Origin of the sequence: Collinsella sp. 1033st1_E11_1033SCRN_220408 (genome assembly GCF_039062465.1) — a bacterium.
Classification (GTDB): domain Bacteria; phylum Actinomycetota; class Coriobacteriia; order Coriobacteriales; family Atopobiaceae; genus Parolsenella.
Window position 1 is genome coordinate 24,179 of the sequence record NZ_JBCLNF010000002.1, and the last position, 18,140, is coordinate 42,318.

Annotated in this window: 12 protein-coding genes; 4 read left to right on the forward strand and 8 right to left on the reverse strand. The window is 65.8% G+C overall.

Translation table 11 applies throughout. The features are described 5' to 3' along the window. Nucleotides 1-4: 4 nt before the first annotated feature. The 3 genes from ABCN07_RS02030 to ABCN07_RS02040 are packed head-to-tail and all read left to right on the forward strand — an operon-like array spanning nucleotide 5 to nucleotide 5,905. A complete protein-coding gene (locus ABCN07_RS02030; protein WP_343005188.1) occupies nucleotides 5-1,789 on the forward strand; it encodes a TerB N-terminal domain-containing protein in 1,785 nt (594 codons plus the stop codon). Further along, nucleotides 1,782-3,311: an ATP-binding protein gene (locus tag ABCN07_RS02035; RefSeq protein WP_343005189.1), complete on the forward strand. Its 1,530-nt coding sequence runs from the start codon at nucleotides 1,782-1,784 to the stop codon at nucleotides 3,309-3,311. The genes ABCN07_RS02030 and ABCN07_RS02035 overlap by 8 nt, the downstream gene beginning before the upstream one ends. Further along, the gene (locus ABCN07_RS02040) at nucleotides 3,311-5,905 is read left to right on the forward strand and encodes a DEAD/DEAH box helicase (RefSeq protein ID WP_343005190.1); all 2,595 of its coding nucleotides are present in this window, start codon (nucleotides 3,311-3,313) and stop codon (nucleotides 5,903-5,905) included. The genes ABCN07_RS02035 and ABCN07_RS02040 overlap by 1 nt, the downstream gene beginning before the upstream one ends. Nucleotides 5,906-5,923: 18 nt before the next feature. On the opposite strand, the gene ABCN07_RS02045 is transcribed toward ABCN07_RS02040, so the two are convergent. The 3 genes from ABCN07_RS02045 to ABCN07_RS02055 are packed head-to-tail and all read right to left on the reverse strand — an operon-like array spanning nucleotide 5,924 to nucleotide 9,160. Next, the gene (locus ABCN07_RS02045; RefSeq protein WP_343005191.1) at nucleotides 5,924-6,766 is read right to left on the reverse strand and encodes a fused MFS/spermidine synthase; all 843 of its coding nucleotides are present in this window, start codon (nucleotides 6,764-6,766) and stop codon (nucleotides 5,924-5,926) included. Between the two features lies 1 nt (nucleotide 6,767). Continuing rightward, on the reverse strand, nucleotides 6,768-7,979 hold the full coding sequence (locus ABCN07_RS02050) for an MFS transporter (protein WP_343005411.1): 1,212 nt from the start codon (nucleotides 7,977-7,979) through the stop codon (nucleotides 6,768-6,770). 17 nt (nucleotides 7,980-7,996) lie between these two features. Continuing rightward, nucleotides 7,997-9,160, reverse strand: a complete 1,164-nt coding sequence (locus ABCN07_RS02055) for an FprA family A-type flavoprotein (protein WP_343005192.1) — start codon at nucleotides 9,158-9,160, stop codon at nucleotides 7,997-7,999. 453 nt (nucleotides 9,161-9,613) lie between these two features. On the opposite strand from ABCN07_RS02055, the gene mgtA reads away from it, so the two are divergent. After that, a complete protein-coding gene (gene mgtA / locus ABCN07_RS02060) occupies nucleotides 9,614-12,400 on the forward strand; it encodes a magnesium-translocating P-type ATPase (RefSeq protein ID WP_343005193.1) in 2,787 nt (928 codons plus the stop codon). Between the two features lie 248 nt (nucleotides 12,401-12,648). Here the strand turns inward: mgtA and ABCN07_RS02065 are convergent, their stop codons facing one another. From ABCN07_RS02065 to ABCN07_RS02085, 5 genes are all read right to left on the reverse strand, one after another. After that, the gene (locus ABCN07_RS02065; protein WP_343005412.1) at nucleotides 12,649-13,653 is read right to left on the reverse strand and encodes a transglutaminase domain-containing protein; all 1,005 of its coding nucleotides are present in this window, start codon (nucleotides 13,651-13,653) and stop codon (nucleotides 12,649-12,651) included. A 2-nt stretch (nucleotides 13,654-13,655) separates the two neighbouring features. Then, a complete protein-coding gene (locus tag ABCN07_RS02070) occupies nucleotides 13,656-14,723 on the reverse strand; it encodes a hypothetical protein (RefSeq protein ID WP_343005194.1) in 1,068 nt (355 codons plus the stop codon). A 70-nt stretch (nucleotides 14,724-14,793) separates the two neighbouring features. After that, nucleotides 14,794-15,909 carry a protein phosphatase 2C domain-containing protein gene (locus tag ABCN07_RS02075; protein WP_343005195.1) on the reverse strand — a complete coding sequence of 372 codons (1,116 nt, stop codon included), beginning with the start codon at nucleotides 15,907-15,909 and terminating at the stop codon, nucleotides 14,794-14,796. A gap of 69 nt (nucleotides 15,910-15,978) precedes the next feature. Next, nucleotides 15,979-16,875: a VWA domain-containing protein gene (locus tag ABCN07_RS02080; RefSeq protein ID WP_343005196.1), complete on the reverse strand. Its 897-nt coding sequence runs from the start codon at nucleotides 16,873-16,875 to the stop codon at nucleotides 15,979-15,981. 118 nt (nucleotides 16,876-16,993) lie between these two features. Beyond that, on the reverse strand, nucleotides 16,994-18,019 hold the full coding sequence (locus ABCN07_RS02085) for a protein kinase (protein WP_343005197.1): 1,026 nt from the start codon (nucleotides 18,017-18,019) through the stop codon (nucleotides 16,994-16,996). Nucleotides 18,020-18,140: the final 121 nt, after the last annotated feature.

Genomic DNA, 18,140 nt, shown 5'->3' on the forward strand with positions numbered 1-18,140 from the left:
AGGCATGATGCGATCTACCGCTCAAGAAGTGCTCGACATGCTCCTCCAGAGCCCCAGCCTCCGCCGCAGCGACTTCGTGGACCGCGTCTTCACGGATGAGCCCATCCTCATGCGCGGCTCCCAAATGGCCAGCTACATCCCCCCGCGCATCCAAGAGATGCGCGAGATGGCGCTCTCGCCCGAAGGTCGTGTGATGATTGGCGCCCAGCTCTTCACCAAGCAAGCGCTCTTCATGGAGGATTACGAGGACGACGTCGAGTATCACGGCTCGTTCGAGCGCTATTTCCCCACTTACGTGGATATGAATGACCGCCAGCTCAGAGGCTATTTCTCATGGAGAAGCGCCGTCCGTCGCGGAGAGGAGACCCCTAAAGCGCCCCTCTCCTTTGCGTTCGTTCACCTCTATGAGCTAATCGCCAGCATTGGCATCGAACTCGAGCCCATCGGGCGTAGCCGCGAAGGTCTCACTAGGGCTGAGCAGGGTTTCCTTGCCATCGAGCATTTCTGGAAGACTCACGAGGACACCTACCCCGAGCTGCAACGTTACGTGACGCGTTGGCTCCGCGATTACGCGGTCTGGCATGGGCTTGACACGTCCTACCTCGCTCCGTACGTAAATACCGCCTTTGACGAAGCACTCGTCAGCCTCACGGAGTCCCTCGGCTCTTGGATGGCGGCGACGCCCCAGAAAAAGCCTCGCAAACAAGATGCGCGGGCAATGGCTCTCGCTGGCGCAGACAGGCCGGAGGAGGAGCGGCTCTTCTCCGCACTCGACCCGCTGTCCACCTACCGGCCACGCGTAAGTCGCCTTTATCGCGACCGTCCGGAGACGCTCCGCCATGTGACCTGCTCCGTTATCGCTGAGCTTGCCCTCTATTACGAGAAGCACCGCAAATCCGGCCTTGTCGAAGATCTTTTCGGCAGCTCACAGGCCTTCCCCTACGTCATGTTCATGAACGCCGTCTTCTGGACGGGTAGCCCCCACGAAGACACGATCTACGAGATAAGCCCATGCAATCGCTACGGTTGCGCCAAGGGACGCTGGTATCACGAAGGATTCCTGACCACCGCCAAACGCAGCTCCAAGCTCGGAGCCATTCTCCGTCTAATCGACCAGCGCCTGCGTGTCGCGATTGACTATCCCCATCCGCTCACCAAGAAGGATGCACCCAAGTACCTCGACAAGATCATCGCGGAGCAGATAGAGAACCGCCTCGCCTGGGAGGCGGTTCGCGAGGCAAGGGCCGTTCGGGTCGACCTCTCCCAGCTCGCCGGCATTCGCGCCGCGGCAAACGCCACGTGCGATTCGCTCCTCATCGACGAAGAGCGAGAGGATGAGGCTGTGTCGGACGCGACAGTGACGTCGGCGGCAGCAGCGGCGGTGTCGCCCGCGGCAGCGGCGGCGTCGGCGGCAGCAGTGGCCGTGTCGCCCGCGGCAGAGGCGGCGTCGGCGGCAGCAGTGGCCGTGTCGTCCGCGGCAGAGGCGCTGTCGCCTGCGACCCCCACGCCGCAGGTCGCAGCACCCGCCGGGGCGTCTTCCGCGGAAACAGCGCCGGCGCCCTATGGCCTCACCGCCATTGAGCTCGAGCTTCTTCAGTCACTTCTCGATGGCACCCCATGGGAGGTTCCCGCAGGCACATCGCTCGACATGCTCGTGGACTCCATCAACGAGAAGCTCTTCGACTTGCTTGGAGATACCGCGCTCGAGTTCGACGGTTTAGTGTCCGGCATGCCCGCTATCATCGACGACTACGCAGAAGACGTGAGGGAGGCCCTCTCCTATGAGTGAAAACACAAGCCAGATGGCGCTATCCGCCGATGCGCCCACCGCCAAGCCGCGCGTGCCCAAGCGCATCGCCGCCGTCATCATCAACTCGCTCAAAGGCGGCGTGGTGCCGCGCATCGGTCTGCCCTACGTGACGGTCGGCCGCGAGACTGAAATTCGCGCCCTCCTCCATGACCTCGACCTTATCGCCAACGGCGGTGCCAGCTTCCGCTTCCTCGTAGGTCGCTACGGCGCGGGCAAGAGCTTCCTGCTTCAAACCATACGCACTCATGCCATGGGTAAGGGCTTCGTCGTTGCGGACGCAGACCTCTCGCCGGAGCGTCGCCTCCAGGGTACCGCCGGACAGGGCCTCGCTACCTATCGCGAGCTCATTCGCAACCTCTCGACCAAGACGCGTCCGGAGGGCGGCGCGCTCCAGCTCGTGCTCGATCGCTGGGTCGCCACCATTGACGCCTCCCCCGCCGGCGCGGAGGCAGCTCTCGCCGCAGCATGCGCCCCGCTCGAGGAGATGGTCCACGGGTTCGACTTCGCCCGTATCCTGCGCGCCTACCACGAGGCCAGCGCCCAGGGGGATGACGAGCGCCGCGCCGCCGTCCTCAGGTGGCTCCGCGGCGAGTACCGCACCAAGACCGAGGCCCGTGGCGAGCTCGGCATCTCCTGCTGCATCGGCGACGACGACTGGTATGACTACCTCAAGCTCCTCGCGCAGTTCCTCGTGGGCGCCGGCTATCAGGGCATGCTCGTCCTCATCGATGAGCTGGTGAACCTCTACAAGATTCCCAACGCCATCACACGCCAGTACAACTACGAGAAGATCCTCACGATGTACAACGACACGCTCCAGGGCAAGGCGCACCACCTGGGCATCATCATGGGCGGCACTCCGCAATCAATCGAGGACCGCCGCCGCGGAGTCTACTCGTACGAAGCCCTGCGCTCGCGCTTGGCAGAGGGCCGCTTCGCCCGCGAGGGCATGTATGACATGCTCGCACCCGTCATCAAGCTGAATCCCCTCACCTATGAGGAGCTTCTCGTCCTGACGGAGAAGCTCTCGGATATTCATGCAGGCTACTTCGGATATGAGCGCACGCTTGGCACGGGGGACCTCGTCAGGTTCCTCCAGCTCGAGTACGGGCGTGTCGGCGCGGATACCCACCTCACCCCGCGCGAGGTCATCCGCGACTTCGTCGAGCTTCTCGACATCCTCCACCAGAACCCCGGCACCACAATCGAGAGCATTCTCGCAACCGATGTGTCCGGCGGCGCCAGCATGCCGAGCAATGTCAATGCACCGGTCACCACCACGTCGGCAGCCGGCGGCATGCCGAGTGACACCGGCGCACCGGTCGTCACCACGTCGGCAGCCGGTAACACGGCAAGCGTGGCGACACAGAGCGGGGGCGTAACGCTCGCGGGTGCCGCGCCGTCGAGCTCGGCAGCCGCTGGCACGGCCTCCACCATCGCAGGCGCGAGCCGTCCTGCCGAAGGCACATCCAGCAGAGACTTCTCCGGGTTCAAGCTCTGATGGATACCTTCTCTCGCTATGCACCCTTCATCCAGGACTTCATCTATGACCACGACTGGGAGAGCCTCCGTGGCGTCCAGGTGGCTGCCGCCGAAGCCATCTTCAACACGGATGACAACGTCCTGCTCACCGCGTCAACCGCGTCCGGCAAGACGGAGGCCGCGTTCTTCCCCATCCTCACGCTCTTCGACGAGAACCCTCCCGCGAGCGTGGGCGCCATATACATCGGCCCCCTCAAGGCCCTCATCAACGATCAGTTCCTCCGCCTGGGGGATCTCTGTGACGAGGCGCACATCCCCGTCTGGCGCTGGCACGGAGACGTCTCCTCGAGCCACAAGGCCAAGCTCCTCAAGAAGCCGAGCGGCATCCTCCAGATCACGCCAGAGTCACTCGAGGCGCTTCTACTCCATAAGCACTCGGCCATCCCGCATCTGTTCAGCGACCTTCGCTTCGTCGTAATCGACGAGGTCCACTCGCTTCTACGCGGAGACCGTGGCGGCCAAACGATTTCGCTCATCGAACGCCTCGGTCGCATCGCGGGCGTCAACCCGCGCCGCATCGGGCTTTCCGCCACGATCGGCGACCCGGATGCCGTCGGCGCATTCCTATCCGCAGGCACGGGTCGAGGATGGGTGGTTCCGCGCGTTCAGGAGCCTGAACGCGTATGGAACCTCTCAATGGAGCACTTCTACCTCGATGGAGACCAGGCGGGAGACGCCTCGCTCGCCGAAGCGCTGCGCTCGCTTCGCGATTTCGACGCGTCACGAAGGGCAGCGGACGCTCGCAAGGCGTCAAGCAGCAGCGCCGGACCCGCAAGCAATACCGGGTCCGCAGGCTACGCCGAGTCCGCAAACGGCGCTAGCGCTGGCTCCACAAGCGATGCCGATGCTGGCCCCACAAACACCGGCAGCGTAGAGACCACAGGCGAAGACGGCGGCCGCGTGTCTGGCCCCGCTGTCGCCTCAAGAGGCGACGAAACCTCCCTCGCCGCCCCGTCCCCCATCGAACCCGACGAGATCGACGACGACTTCTTCATCTGTCCCACGCTTGACGTCGCCACAGACGCCGCCCCCAAGGAGGCCGACCCCGGACTCGGCTATGTCTTCGAGCACTCACGCAACAAGAAATGCCTGCTCTTCGCCAACTCCCGTGAGGACGCGGAAGCCTACTGCACGGAACTCCGTCGTTACTGCGAGCTCGCGCACGAGCCGGATCGCTTCCTGATCCACCATGGCAACCTCTCGAGCTCGATTCGCGAGTCCGCGGAGGACCTCATGCGCGACGAGACGCAGTGCATGACCACGGTTACCACGGCCACCCTTGAACTGGGAATTGATATCGGGCGACTCGAGCGCGCCTTCCAGATCGACGCCCCCTTCACGGTGAGCGCGTTCCTCCAACGCATGGGTCGCACCGGCCGCCGGGAGCGCCCGCCCGAGATGTGGTTCGTCATGCGCGAGGATCACCCTGACGTCAGGGCCCTCCTCCCGGAGACCATCCCGTGGAAGTTGCTCCAGGGCATCGCCCTCGTCCAGCTCTACCTCGAGGAGCGCTGGGTCGAGCCGCCTCGCCTCGACCGCCTCCCCTACAGCCTCCTGCTTCACCAGACGCTTGCCACGCTCGCCAGCGAGGGGGAGCTCTCCGCGAGCGAGCTTGCGGGCAGGGTGCTCAACCTCACCGTGTTCAGGCGCGTGAGTCCGGATGACTTCAAGGTCCTGCTCCGCCATCTCCTCGAGACGGACTACCTCGAGCTCACGGAGGCGGGGACGTTCATCGTCGGCCTCGCCGGAGAACGCGTCGTCAACTCGTACAAGTTCTACGGCGTCTTTCAGGAGAACATCGAGTACACCGTCCGCAGCGACTCAGCAGATCTTGGCACGCTCGTCGCGCCGCCGCCCCCGGGCGGCAAGGTCGCCATCGCCGGCGCCACCTGGATGGTCGACGAGGTCGATCACAAGCGTCTCGTCGTCTACGTCACAAAGATCAAGGGCCGCGTGCCCGCCTATTTTGGCGAGTGCGCCGGCGATATCCACACGCGCGTGCTCGAGCGCATGCGTCGCGTCCTTGAGGAGCGCTGCAACTATCCGTTCCTCATGCGCAACGCAACGGTACGTCTCGCCGTCGCGCGCCGCGCAGCCGCCGGCGCGGACATAGATCGCACGCCCCTCATCAACCTAGGGGAAGACACGTGGGCACTCTTACCCTGGCTTGGAAGCTACGCGTTCCTCGCCCTCGAGCGCCTCATCAAACACAAGTGCGCAAAACAGCTCGGCATCAAGGGCCTTGACCCGACTCGCCCCTACTACCTGCAGTTCCGCATGAGCGCGGGCCCCGGCGAGTTCTTTCGAACCCTCATCGACGAGGCGAACAAACCCTTCGACCCCCTCGACCTCCTCGGCCCGACGGAGGTCCCGGTTTTCGAGAAGTACGACAGCCTGCTCCCGCCCGAGCTCGTGCGAAAGGGCTTCGCGGAGGGCGTCCTCGACGTCCAAGGCATGAGGAGCCGCGTCAACGAATGGGAGCCCTACGCCACGAGCGCGGAACTTCTGTCCGGCGGTGGAGTCCCCGGCGTCGACATCCCCTGGTTCGACTGACGAGAAGGCTCTGAGCGACTAGTCGTACATCGGCTCGCCGAGGAACTCCTCGTCGAAGGGAATCGCATCCGGAGCTGGCCAGTTGGCATCAGTCGCAACGAGCAGGTAGTTATCCTCCACCGCAAAGGGGTCGTCCTCGCAGGGCATCACGTACACATGGGCGAATACCTCGGTAAACGATGCGGCGATGTCTCGGAGGAACTCGATGTCCGTTCCCGCCTCCGCGGAGACGACGTTTGCGAGCGCCAAGCCATCCAACACAAGGTTGGCGTGCACCGCCCGCGCGGCTTCGACGGTCGCGAGTGCGCGCACGGGCTCGGACCCGTCGAATGCATCGAGCACAATCAAGTCATACGGCTCGCGCCCAGAGGCGGCACCATCCTCGAGGAAAGCTCGCCCGTCTTCCGTGATGAGGCGGCAGCGACCCGGATGGGCGGACATCGCCTCGTCGAGGAAGAACCAGCGGCGCGCGACCTCGGTCACGGACGCGTCGATCTCAACCACGTCGAGCGAGACATCATCGCGCGTCGCGAGCACGTGCTTGGGCCACGCGTAGCCACCGCCACCGATCATGAGGACGCGACGCGTATCGGGGCGCAGCGTGAAGGCGTGGTCAAAGGCGCGGTAGTAGGAGAACACGGGCTCCATGCGGCGTTCGTCGAGGTAGGTGGCGCTTTGGTAGACGCCTCCCGTCTGCAGCACCCGCACGGGTTCGCCATCGTGGTCGCGGACCTGGCGCACGAAGCCCCACCCATCCGAGAGGCGAACGGGGCGCGGCAACCACGAGGGCCAGCGGCCCTCGGCGCCGGGCCCGCCCACACCCGGCGCACGGCGGCAGGCATCTGTCGAGCGCTCCTTCATGCTAGGCTTTCGCCCTCGAACGGCGCTCGAGCGGAATGGTGACCAGCACGAGCCCAAGCGCCACCAGCGCGAACACGGCGCCCACAGCGCCAACGTTCGCAAGCCCGAGGTCGCTCACGATGACTCCGCCGACCGCCGTGCCAAATGCGATGCCGATGTTGAACGCCGTCGCCTCGAGAGAGCTCGCGAGCGTGAGCGCCTTGGGGTGCTTGCGCATTGCCGTGTTGATGAACATCGAGATACAGGGCACGGACGCAATGTACATGAGCAGCGATATCGCCATGACACATGCGAGGCCCAGCGGCTGCGAGGAACCCGCGAGCCAGAGCGTGAGCAGCACGACGGAAAGCATGGGGAAGGTCACGCAAAGCGCTCGAATTCCGAAGCGAGAATCAACCCAGCCGGAGAGCAGGTTCGACGCAAACGTACCCGCGCCATACGCCATCAGCGTGGCGCTCGCGGCAAGCGGAGACATCCCGAGGACCGTCTCGAGATAAGGCGTGACATACCCATAGAACACGTAAATCGAGCCCACACCAAAGACAAAGATGGCGATACCCGTCATGACCTGCGGCTCGAAGAGGAGGCGCACCTGCTCGCCGGCAGTCGCGGGCTCGTCCGTGGCACCCTCGCGCGGAAGCAATGCGATAAGAGCGGCACACGTCACGAGGGCGAGCGCAAGCGCGGCCCACATGATGATGCGCCAGTCGGAGAGAGCGGCCAGGGCCTTGCCGGCGGAGGTTGCGACAACCATCGCCACGGAGAACGCGGCGTAAACCACGCTGATCATCGCGGACGTCCGCTTCGGGTCGACGAGCTCGGGGATGAACGTGATACCCACGCCCAAAAACGTTCCAGAGACGGCGCCGATAAGCACGCGGCTCACGAGGAGAATGCCAAACGTCGGAGCAAGCGACTGAACGAGGTTGGCGACGCAGAACACCGCCGAGTAGGCAACGACGAGATGGAAGCGCTTGAAGCGGCCCGTCGCAAGGGTGAGCAGCGGGGTCAGGAACGCATACGTCATCGCAAAAAAGCTGATGAGCTGGCCCGCCTCCGCAAGCGTCACGCCATAGGCGTCGGCAATCTCCTGCTCGACGCCTATGACGGCGAACTCAGAGCAACCCAAAGAGAAGCCGAGGACGACGAGCAGGGCCACGCAGATACGGCGACGTGCAGGCGACAGCGCGGAAGCTCCCGTCGTCTTGGTCATCTCTTTCACTTGCTCTCCTATCGCGCGAGCTCCTCGGCAAGCGCCTCGATCTGGGCACGCGTCTCATCGTTGACGGCACCCTTGACGGTAACGACGTTCTCGCAGATATCGATATCCTTCATCGCCTCGAGCTGGGAGCGCATGACCTTGGCGGCCATCGGCGCCCAGGAACCGGCCTCGACGAGAGCGACGCGACGGTTCTGGTAGGCGTGCTCGGCGAGCGTGTGAAGGAACGTGCTCATGTGCGGGAAGATGCTGCCCGCGTAGGTGATGCTCGCCAGCACGAGGCGATCATAGCGGAAGGCATCCTCTACGGCCTCGGACATGTCGTCACGGGCGAGGTCGAAGACCGAAACCTCCTGGCCGCGGGCCTTGAGCGCGTCCGCGAGCTCGAGCGCCGCCTGCCTCGTATTGCCATAGACGGAGGAGTAGGCGATGGTCACGCCCTTATCCTCCGGCTCATAGCTCGACCACGTGTTGTAAAGGTCGAGGTAGTAGCCAAGATTCTCAGAAAGCACGGGGCCATGAAGCGGGCAGATGTGCGCGATGTCGAGCTTCGCGGCCTTCTTGAGCACGGCCTGGACGTTCTTGCCAAACTTGCCGACGATACCGAAATAGTAGCGCCTCGCCTCGCACGCCCAGCCCTCCGGGTCCTCGGAGTCGAGCGCACCGAACTTGCCGAATCCGTCAGCGGAGAAGAGCACCTTGTCCTCGGGCACATAGGAGAAGAGCACCTCAGGCCAGTGCACGTTGGGCGCGCCGACGAAGGTGAGACTGCGCCCGCCCAGCTCGAGCGTGGCGCCCTCCTTAACCACGAGCTTGCGCTCCGGATAGTCAGTGCCGAAGTAGGCAACCATCATCTTGAACGCCGGCGCCGAGGCAACGACGGTCGCCTCGGGGTAACGCTCCATGAAGACGGCGATGCTCGCAGAGTGGTCAGGCTCCATGTGATGAACGACGAGGTAATCAGGCGTGCGGCCCGCAAGCGCGGAGTCGAGGTTCGCCAGCCACTCGTCAGTGAAGTGGGCGTCGACGGTATCCGTAACAGCGATCTTCTCGTCACCAAAGACGACGTAGGAGTTATAGGACATGCCATTGACACGCACATCGTACTGACCCTCAAACAGGTCGATGTCGTGGTCGTTCACGCCAACGTATGCAATGTTGTCGGTAACGTTCATAAGACCCCAATCCTTACCATTTATCTAGCCGCCCCATCCTATCACCCATGCCAACGCATAAACGCGCCCTGGTTGGTAACAATTAGGAATGACAGACTTACGGCAACCTTACATAACCCAACTCCCCCTATTTGTTATCATTTAGCCGACGCAGCAACGATGGGCACTGGCCCTGACACCAAGGAGGTGCGTCATGTCCGACGGTTCCAGTCATAGTCGCAACAACAGTCACGAACCCAAGACCCTCAAGTCCATGGAGGAGGCGCCCGTCCTCGGGATGGCGGCCGCCCGTCGCGCATAGCGGCAGCTAGACAGCTTGTCGGCAAGACAGCCGCACAGCTAACGGCCAAACGCTAAGTAGCTAGATAATCGCGCGCATGCACACGTTGTGCCTCCGGGGTCCCTGGCAAAGCGCCGGGGCCTTTTTAGTATCCCGGGATTGCGAGGTGCGCCATGATGCTGCGCGACCTCTTCGTTCGCATGCACGCGGACGTCCAGAAGCAGAAGCCCTCCGCCAAGAGGGAGTCCCAGGCCAAGGCACAGCAGGAGTGGCTGCGACACGCCGCCGCGGCTCCTTCTTCAGAGCTATTCTGCGAGATAAACAGTTCCGAAGAAGGCCTCGCGTCTGACCAGATCGACACAGCCCGCGAGTTCTACGGCGCGAACTCCGTCGCCCAGGCGGCCAAGCGTCCGCTGCCGGTCCGATTCCTTGCGTCCTTCGCAGACCCCTTCACCTACATCCTCGTCTTCATCGCCATCGTCTCGGTCCTGACAGACTGGGTCTTCGCCACCGGCACCGAACGCGACCTCTCCACCCCACTGATCATCGGAGCGATGGTGCTCGTCTCCGGCGTACTGCGCTTCGTCCAGGACGAGAAGAGCACCGTCGCCGCAGAGTCCCTAGCGGAGATGGTCGAGTCCACGGCCGAGGTCGAGCGCGACGGCGACGGCGGAAACGAGACCCCGATCGACGAGATCGTCGTCGGCGACGTCATCCACCTCTCATCGGGCGACATCGTCCCCGCTGACCTGCGCATCTTTGCCGCCCGCGACCTCTTCGTGAGCCAGGCGTCGCTCACCGGCGAGTCCGAGCCCATCGAGAAGCGCGCGAGCCTCGATGTCACGGGCCTCGAGAACCTCGACGTCGCCACGACGGCCATCACCGACCTCCCCGACCTCGCCTTCATGGGCTCCACCGTCATCTCCGGCAACGCGCGCGGCGTCGTCGTCGCCACGGGCGCCCGCACGATGTTTGGCGAGGCCACGGGCACGCTCGTCGGCCGCAAGCGCGAGACCTCGTTCGACGTGGGCATCAAGTCGACGAGCCGCCTGCTCATGCGCCTCATGTTCGTCATGCTGCCGGTGGTCTTCGTCATCTCCGGCGTCACGAAGGGCGACTGGGTTGACGCCCTGCTCTTCTCGCTCTCCGTCGCCGTCGGCCTCACGCCCGAGATGCTGCCCATGCTCGTCACCACCTGCCTCGGCAAGGGTGCCGTCGACCTCAGCCACTCCCGCGTCATCGTCAAGCGTCTCGACTCGATCCAGGACCTCGGCGCCGTCGACGTCCTCTGCACCGACAAGACCGGCACCCTCACCGAGGACCGCATCGTGCTCGAGCGCCACCTCGACGTCAACGGCCGCGAGGACGCCCGCGTCCTTCGCTATGCCTTCCTCAACAGCTACTTCTCGACCGGCGTGAAGAACCTCGTCGACAACGCGATTATCGAGCGCGCCCTCGCGGAGGGCACCGACGAGGTCGACGCCGTGACGAAGGGCACCCCCGTCACGGCAGAGGAGCTGGCCGAGTACTACCACGGCATCGACGAGCTTCCGTTCGACTTCGAGCGCCGTCGCCTCTCCGTCGTCGTGGGCGACGCCAAGGGGCGCACGCGCATGGTGACCAAGGGCGCCCTCGAGAAGATTCTCGGCATCTGCTCGCGCGTCGAGGTCGACGGGCAGGTCCTTCCCCTAACCGACGAGCTCGCGGAGAAGGTCATCTCCCGCGGCGCGGACCTCGCGGACGAGGGCATGCGCGTCCTCGGCGTCGCCCGCAAGGACAACCCCGCCGGCACCGGCATCCTCACGGTCGATGACGAGCGGGACATGGTCCTCATCGGCTACCTCGCCTTCCTCGATCCACCCAAGGAGAGCTCCGCCGCCGCCATCAAGGCACTTCTGGACCACGGCGTGGAGACGAAGGTCCTCACGGGAGACTCCGGCCGCGTCGCGGCGCACGTCTGCCGCGCCATCGGCATCCCCGCCGACAACGTCCTCACCGGCACCGACGTCGAGGCCATGGGCGACGAGGAGCTGGCGGCTGCCGTTCAGCAGACGTGCATCTTCGCCAAGCTCTCCCCCTCCCAGAAGGTGCGCGTCGTCGCCACGCTCCGCGGCCTCGGCCACGCCGTCGCGTACATGGGCGATGGCGTGAACGACGCCGCCGCCATGCGCGAGAGCGACTGCGGCATCTCGGTCGACACCGCCGTCGACGTGGCCCGCGAGGCCGCCGACATCATCCTGCTCGAGAAGGACCTCATGGTCCTCGAGCGCGGCATCGAGTGCGGGCGTCGCACCTACGCGAACATGATCAAGTACGTGAAGATGACCGTCAGCTCGAACTTCGGCAACATCGCGAGCGTCCTCGTGGCGGCGGCGCTGCTGCCGTTCCTGCCCATGACGGCCGTCCAGCTCCTCCTGCTCAACCTGATCTACGACCTCACCTGCACGGCCATCCCCTGGGACAACGTCGACGAGGACGCCATCCGCACCCCGCGGCGCTGGGACACCGCGTCCGTGCGCCGCTTCATGGTCGCGTTTGGCCCGCTGAGCTCGGTCTTCGACATCCTCACCTTCGCGGCGCTCTTCTTCTTCGTGTGCCCCGCCGTCGCGGGCGGCGCCTGGGGCACGCTCGACGCCGCGGGCCAGGCACTGTTCGTCGGCACCTTCCAGGCGGGCTGGTTCGTCGAGAGCATGTGGACGCAGACCCTCGTCGTGCACCTGATCCGCACCGAGAAGGTCCCGTTCGTGGGCAGCTGCGCGGCGCTGCCACTCGTGATGCTCGGCTCGATGGGTATCGCCGTCGCGACGCTCCTGCCGGCGAGCGCGCTGGGCGCGACACTCGACTTCTGCAGCCTGCCGCCGATGTTCTGGGGCGTCCTCGCCGCGATGGTGCTCGGCTACGCGGCCGTCGTCTCCGGCATGAAGAAGCTCTTCCTGAGCCGCAACGACTCGCTCCTGTAGGAACGAGACGGCCGGCGGAGCAAGGCTGGCGAGCGCCAGGGCTCGCCAGCGCCCCACCCGCGACCTGCAAAAGGGACTGTCCCTTTTGCAGGTCCCAGTTCATTTGCAGGTCCGGCAGGTCGCTGCCCTGTAGAGTTGACAAAGGGACTGTCCCTTTGTCAACTCTACAGGGCAGCGACGACCTTGTCGCCCATCTCGGCGGTACCGAAGCAGCCGGAGGGGCGCCGGCCCGTGAGTCCGGGCGACCCCTACCTCTTGCGGCAGAGAAGCACGTTGCGTCCGGGGACGAGCCGATACGCAATGTCATGGCGCCAGGTCTTCGTGGCCAGCTTGACCACCTCGTGCGCGAAGCGCCTGAACTCGCCTTCGTCACCCGAGGGCAGGCGCATCTCGACGGAAGAGGCGCCGCGTGCTCGCCGCAGGATCGCCCTCGCCCCACCCATATCCCACGCCTCGAGGTCAAAGGCGTCGTAGTAGCCCGCCGAGACATCGCACGCGGGGCTAAAGCCAACGCCTGCGGCGAGGTGGGTTGGCGCGACCTCGACATCGGACAGGCCGAGATAGGCGTGGCTGCAAGTCCAGCCGTCGCGCTCCGCGTCCCAATAGGCGTCCACATGCACCCAGCGAGGCGGCACACCCCTCTCGGCGGACACGTCGACGAGGTTCCAGGCATGGCTGGTCTCGCCATCGCGACCGCGCCTCAGGGGCCGGTCCCCGCCCGTAGCCCACCCGCTCACGACGGCGCACGGCACATGTGCCGCATCACACAGCAGCTTGAACGCGCGGGCATAACCCGTGCAAACGGCCCCGGTGTGCCCGCGGCCAAGCGCGCCGACCGCGTTTCGCAGATCGGCTCCGCCCTCGATGCCAGCGCCAAGGCTGAGCAGCCCGTCATGGATGGCGGCGACGCGCGCCAGCCCCGCGGGAAGGGAGGAAGCCGCCTCGAGGATCGGATCGGCGCTGCGGGCTATCGCGTCGAGCTCCGAGCGCGCCTCGACCTCGTCGCGCAGGTAGGAGAAAGACATCCTCGTTACCCCCTGCGACCCGCGCTCGATCGTCGTCGCGGACGAATTTGCCCAGATGATGCGCGGGTTGTCGTGCATCACCAGACGGAACACCTCGAACGCGGCGGTGTGGTCGAGGCCGCCAGGAAGCGTCGCCTCGCGCGAGAAGGTGGCGAGCGCGTCGAGAATCTCCTCGTAGTAGACACGCGAGACCGGCCCCAGGGCCGAGCGATGCAGCTGCGCGACCATCCTCACGCCGCCTCGGCCGCAGGGGTGGCCTTGGCCATCTCGGCCTCGACTTGGCAGTACGGGCACGCGCTGAAGCCACGGTGGTACGCGTGCCCGCAGGGACAATCGACAAGCTGGTCAAGATAGTCGCCCAGCAGGCGCTCCCACTGGCCCGGCGCGAGGCGACGGCTCGGGTCATCGTCGAACAGGCTCCACTGGAAGGCCTCCTGGAAGAGTGGCGGGAGATACTCCAGGGGCAGGGCCCAGGGCTTGAGCTTGAGACCAGGCGCGGTGCCGACGAACGGGGAGGCGCCTTCCGCCACCAGCTCGTCCACGGGCCTTGGGCGCTCGTAGGAGTCGTCGGGGCCGATGTCGACTGAACCCGAGAAGGGATGGACCCAATTGTCGAGGGCGCGGAAGATCGCCACCGCGAGGCCGAATTCATCGGTCTCGGGCGTGAACGTGGAAATGCCCTTCAGCGCCATCTCTCGATAACCGAGGCCGCATTCGCGCTGGGCGCGGACGAGCTCGGGGGCGACGTAACCTTCGGCACAGACGCCGCAGGGATAGACCAGGCCGCGGTCATACGCCAGGTGGAAGCCGTCGACGTCAAGAAGGCCGACATGGCCATCTTCCCCCACCACGAAGTTATAGGGGTTCCAGTCGCCCACGCAGATGCCGATGTGGTGCAGGAATTCCACGACGTGGCACAGCCCCTTAAGGGCGACCAGCGAGCGACGCGTGGCGGCGGCGTCGGCACCCGGATACTCGCAGGCCACGGGAAGCGGATCGCCCTGGAAGCGTCGCATCACGAAGCCCGCAAACTCCGTGGCGGCCGGATCTCTATAGAGCGCCTCGGAAGGCCAGGCGAGAGCCGCCATGGCGTCAGGGGCCTTGTCGCAGAGCACGAGGTGGCACCTGGCCATCGCCTCGACCTTGACCTCATGGATGAACATGTCGGGGTCATCGGCGTGATAGATCTTCGCGACCGAGCACGGGTCGTCGACGACGTTGTAGACGACGCCCTCGGAACCGCTTGAACCGGCGTCGGCAAGAACCACGGGGCGGCCGGCATTCGTGTAGACAACCATTGCCATTCCTTCCTTCGGACGGAGCGGGCGACGGCACCGCGCCGGGTCGAATCAAACAAACACCTGCTAGTTAAGGTGACGATAGGGCCTGAACCTCGCGTGCGGGGTCGGTGGGCTCGGGTGCAGGTTTGGGCGCGTGACCGGCGGCCGGCTCGGCAGGGCCAGCGCCAACCGGCTCGGAACCGGCATCAGGATCGGCGTCGGGTTCCAAACCAGATTCGCCTCCGGGGCCCCAGACGGGCCTCTCATCGTCAGGCTCGTCAAACGGCTGCTTGCCGATGGGTCCCTCGTCCTCAATGACCCTCTCGGAAGCGGTGCGATCAGCGGCAACGTCCGCATCGCACTCGCGGGCGCCGGGAGCCTCGTAGAGGACCACCACGGTCTTGTCGTCATAGACGTCGATCGGGTCAAGGTCCCCGAGGAACTTCTCGGCGGCGGCACTCAGGTCCTCGGGGCGAGCGGCGTCGGCTGGATCGAGGCGCAGCAGCAGGTCAAGCAATGGGTCGTTGACCTCGACGTTGGCCAGGTCCCCATCCGCCTCGGACGCCGGCATGACGAAGCCCGGCACGAACTGCTCGAGCATGCCGTCCGTGGCGAGGACGAGGCCCTCGACCCCCTCGACCATCCCAAACCGCCAGTGGTCATCCGCGCTCAGGGAGAAGACCGTGTTGCGATGCCCGGCTCGGTCCATGCGGCAGAGGGGGTGGTAGCCATCCGCGAAGAGGCCCACGATGCCGGAGTCCCCGGCACAGGCCCAGGCCACGCTATAGCCATCCCAGACGCACAGGGCGAGGGTCGTCGCCAGCGCGGCGGGATCGGCCCCGACCTCGGCCGCCTTGCGATTAACGGCGGTAAGGGCGCGATGCACGGCCCCCTCGAGCTTAAGGTCGTCAATCCCGGCAAGGCCGGGATACGTGGCCGCGGACAGCGAGAGTGCCTCAACCGCCGCCGTCGCCGCGGCGGCGGACCCGAGGTCCGAAAGCTCCGCCGAGCCGAGCCCGTCCGCCACCGCCGCCACAACGAACTCGTCGCCGCGAACACGACGGACGCGGGTGTCGCCGGGGGCCACACACGTGCTCGACCAGCCCGAGCGCACGATGCGAACGGCGAACGAGTCCTGGTTGGGGATGCCGAGGGCGAGGTGGGAGGTCCCGGGAACGGAGGCCTGATAGCACATCAAGCTCATGGATATGCCCTTCTCTCAATCGATGGTCTCGACACGCCGACGGCCAATCTCGGGCCGCCGGCGAGGCGTCTAGGAGGCGAGGTACTCGCGTAGGGTCATGCCCGCGGGCGAGCAGAACCTGATGGGGCTGTCGGGAGTTCCGACCTTGGTGCCCACCGCGGGGACCTTGCCCGGCTCCTCCGAGGAGAGAACGCGGGCGTACTTGCCGGCGAGCTCGAGGAAGTCGTCGATCGAGGCGCCGTCATCGGCGGCAAACCAGCCGTCGCTACCCGCGAGACGCTCGGCGATCTCGGGCTTGTAGTCGCCAAAGCCCAGGAACATCACCTTGATCTTGCCCTTGGCGACGGCCGTGGAGAGGGCCGCTGCCGCAGCGTCGATGTTCTTGCCCGGGTAGTCGGCGCCGTCGGAGAGGATGATCAGCAGGGAGCGACGTGGGTTCTGGCCATGGAGGCGAACCTGGCGGTGAACCTGCTCGCGCTCGAGCTCAACGGCCTTGAGAATGGCGTCATTGAGGTGCGTGGCCCCCTTGGCGCGAAGAACGACCTCGGGCATCTCGGCAGCGGGGACGAAGGCAGCGTCGACCTCGTCGAGGCCCTGGGAAGAATCCTGGTCACGCAGGCGCCAGACCTTGACCTCGCTGCTAAACGAGATAACCGAGACGTGCGCGGTCTGTCCGGAGACGGGATCCTTGCAGATGGAGCTCTTGATGCCCGCGAGACCCGCGTTGATGGAGTCCATGGAGCTGTGCACCGAGCTGCTGCAGTCCGCCGCGATGATGATGTTTGTGGGTTCGACGCTCGCGAAGCGACGGGTAAGGCCGCTCGTGGCGACGCGGCCGAGCCTCGTGGGCTCAAGCACCTGGGTCTGGGCTGAGGAGCCCGCCGAAAAGGCGGGGAAATCGGGCGTCGACGTCTGGTCGGCGGGGCGGTTGAGGACCTGGGTCTTGGCGGCATCGTTGGTGGTCATGGCGTTTCCTTTCCTCGGGCCGCGATCGGGTGCGTTTGCCGCGGCCGTTTTTCCTTGGCTACAGAATCGGCGGAAGCGCGCCTCGCCGCTCGCGCTTATCAGCTGAATAGCGACGGGGCTACGCGGCGACGCCCAGACCGGGCACCGCTGCGGCCAAGGCGCGGTAGGCGGCGCCGGCATCGGGATAGCGGCAAGACGGCGAGACGGACGTGCCGCGGTGCAGGAAGCAGCCGAGCGGCGAGTCGTCGGACGCGGGAACACCGGCCTCCCCATAGAGCAGGCGCGCTCCGATGGCGCAGGCCGAATACACGTCTGAGGCAGGCGACCACGGCCCGTAGCTCGCGGACTCCGGCGGCTCGAACCCGAGGCTGATGATCTTCTCGCGATGAAGGCCCCGTTCGCACTCCTCAGCCAGCGCCGCGCACCCGAAGTCGACGACACGCACGCGGCCATCCGGCGCGACGATGACGTTGCGGGGGTGGAGGTCTCGGTGGATCCATCCCGCGCCATGGACGAGCGAGAGGGCGAAGAGCAGCTGCGCGAGAAGGGCGATGGCGTCGAGACTCTCGAGACGGCACTCGCCCGCTTCGACCCGCCCGAGATAGCAGGCGAGGCTCTCGCCCTCGACGTACTCCTCGCGAAGGCACAGGGCCTCGCCTCCCGACGCGTGTCCATCGCGCACGCGCTCCAAGCCGTATTCCCGCGGGAAGAACCCAGCGGGAGCGAGGAGACCAAGCACGCGATGCTCCACGAGCAAGCGTTCCTCGGCGGCGGGCGTGAGCGCCAGCTTGCCGACACGCTCCCCCATGCGCACGAGGCGCGTCTCCGCGCTAGCCCCCGGCGACGGGTAGATCTGCTCGAGCGGAGGGGCGGAGGCGTCGGGCCAGGCGGCCGCCCCGGGGCGGGGCAGGGAGACGTCACGACGGCGCAGGCGCAAGTCGAGGCGCGTTGCCGCGCGAGCGAGCGCTTGGGCGGCACACGTCGCCATTCGCGGCAGCCCGCGGACGAGGCACGCCAGCTCGCGGGCGAACTCCCAGGTAGAATGTGCAAGATCCCGGGCCAGCGCCCGGGCCGCGCGCGCCAGTCCTCGGGCGAGCAGCAAGGCCACGCGCGCCAGCTTGCGCGCGATGTTGGGAACTGCCACGCAGGCGACCCACACGAACGTTCTCAGCAGAACTCTCAGAAACCTTCCCAGCAGTGCCCCAACCATGGCCAACCCCCTGTCAACAGCTGCGTCGCGGGGTGCCGACGCAGGCACCCCTCCT

Coding starts and splice junctions, on each gene's coding strand:
- ABCN07_RS02030 (WP_343005188.1), top strand. CDS start 5: ATGATGCGATCTACCGCTCAAGAAGTGCTCGACATGCTCCTCCAGAGC.
- ABCN07_RS02035 (WP_343005189.1), top strand. CDS start 1,782: ATGAGTGAAAACACAAGCCAGATGGCGCTATCCGCCGATGCGCCCACC.
- ABCN07_RS02040 (WP_343005190.1), top strand. CDS start 3,311: ATGGATACCTTCTCTCGCTATGCACCCTTCATCCAGGACTTCATCTAT.
- ABCN07_RS02045 (WP_343005191.1), bottom strand. CDS start 6,766: ATGAAGGAGCGCTCGACAGATGCCTGCCGCCGTGCGCCGGGTGTGGGC.
- ABCN07_RS02050 (WP_343005411.1), bottom strand. CDS start 7,979: ATGACCAAGACGACGGGAGCTTCCGCGCTGTCGCCTGCACGTCGCCGT.
- ABCN07_RS02055 (WP_343005192.1), bottom strand. CDS start 9,160: ATGAACGTTACCGACAACATTGCATACGTTGGCGTGAACGACCACGAC.
- mgtA (WP_343005193.1), top strand. CDS start 9,614: ATGATGCTGCGCGACCTCTTCGTTCGCATGCACGCGGACGTCCAGAAG.
- ABCN07_RS02065 (WP_343005412.1), bottom strand. CDS start 13,653: ATGGTCGCGCAGCTGCATCGCTCGGCCCTGGGGCCGGTCTCGCGTGTC.
- ABCN07_RS02070 (WP_343005194.1), bottom strand. CDS start 14,723: ATGGTTGTCTACACGAATGCCGGCCGCCCCGTGGTTCTTGCCGACGCC.
- ABCN07_RS02075 (WP_343005195.1), bottom strand. CDS start 15,909: ATGAGCTTGATGTGCTATCAGGCCTCCGTTCCCGGGACCTCCCACCTC.
- ABCN07_RS02080 (WP_343005196.1), bottom strand. CDS start 16,875: ATGACCACCAACGATGCCGCCAAGACCCAGGTCCTCAACCGCCCCGCC.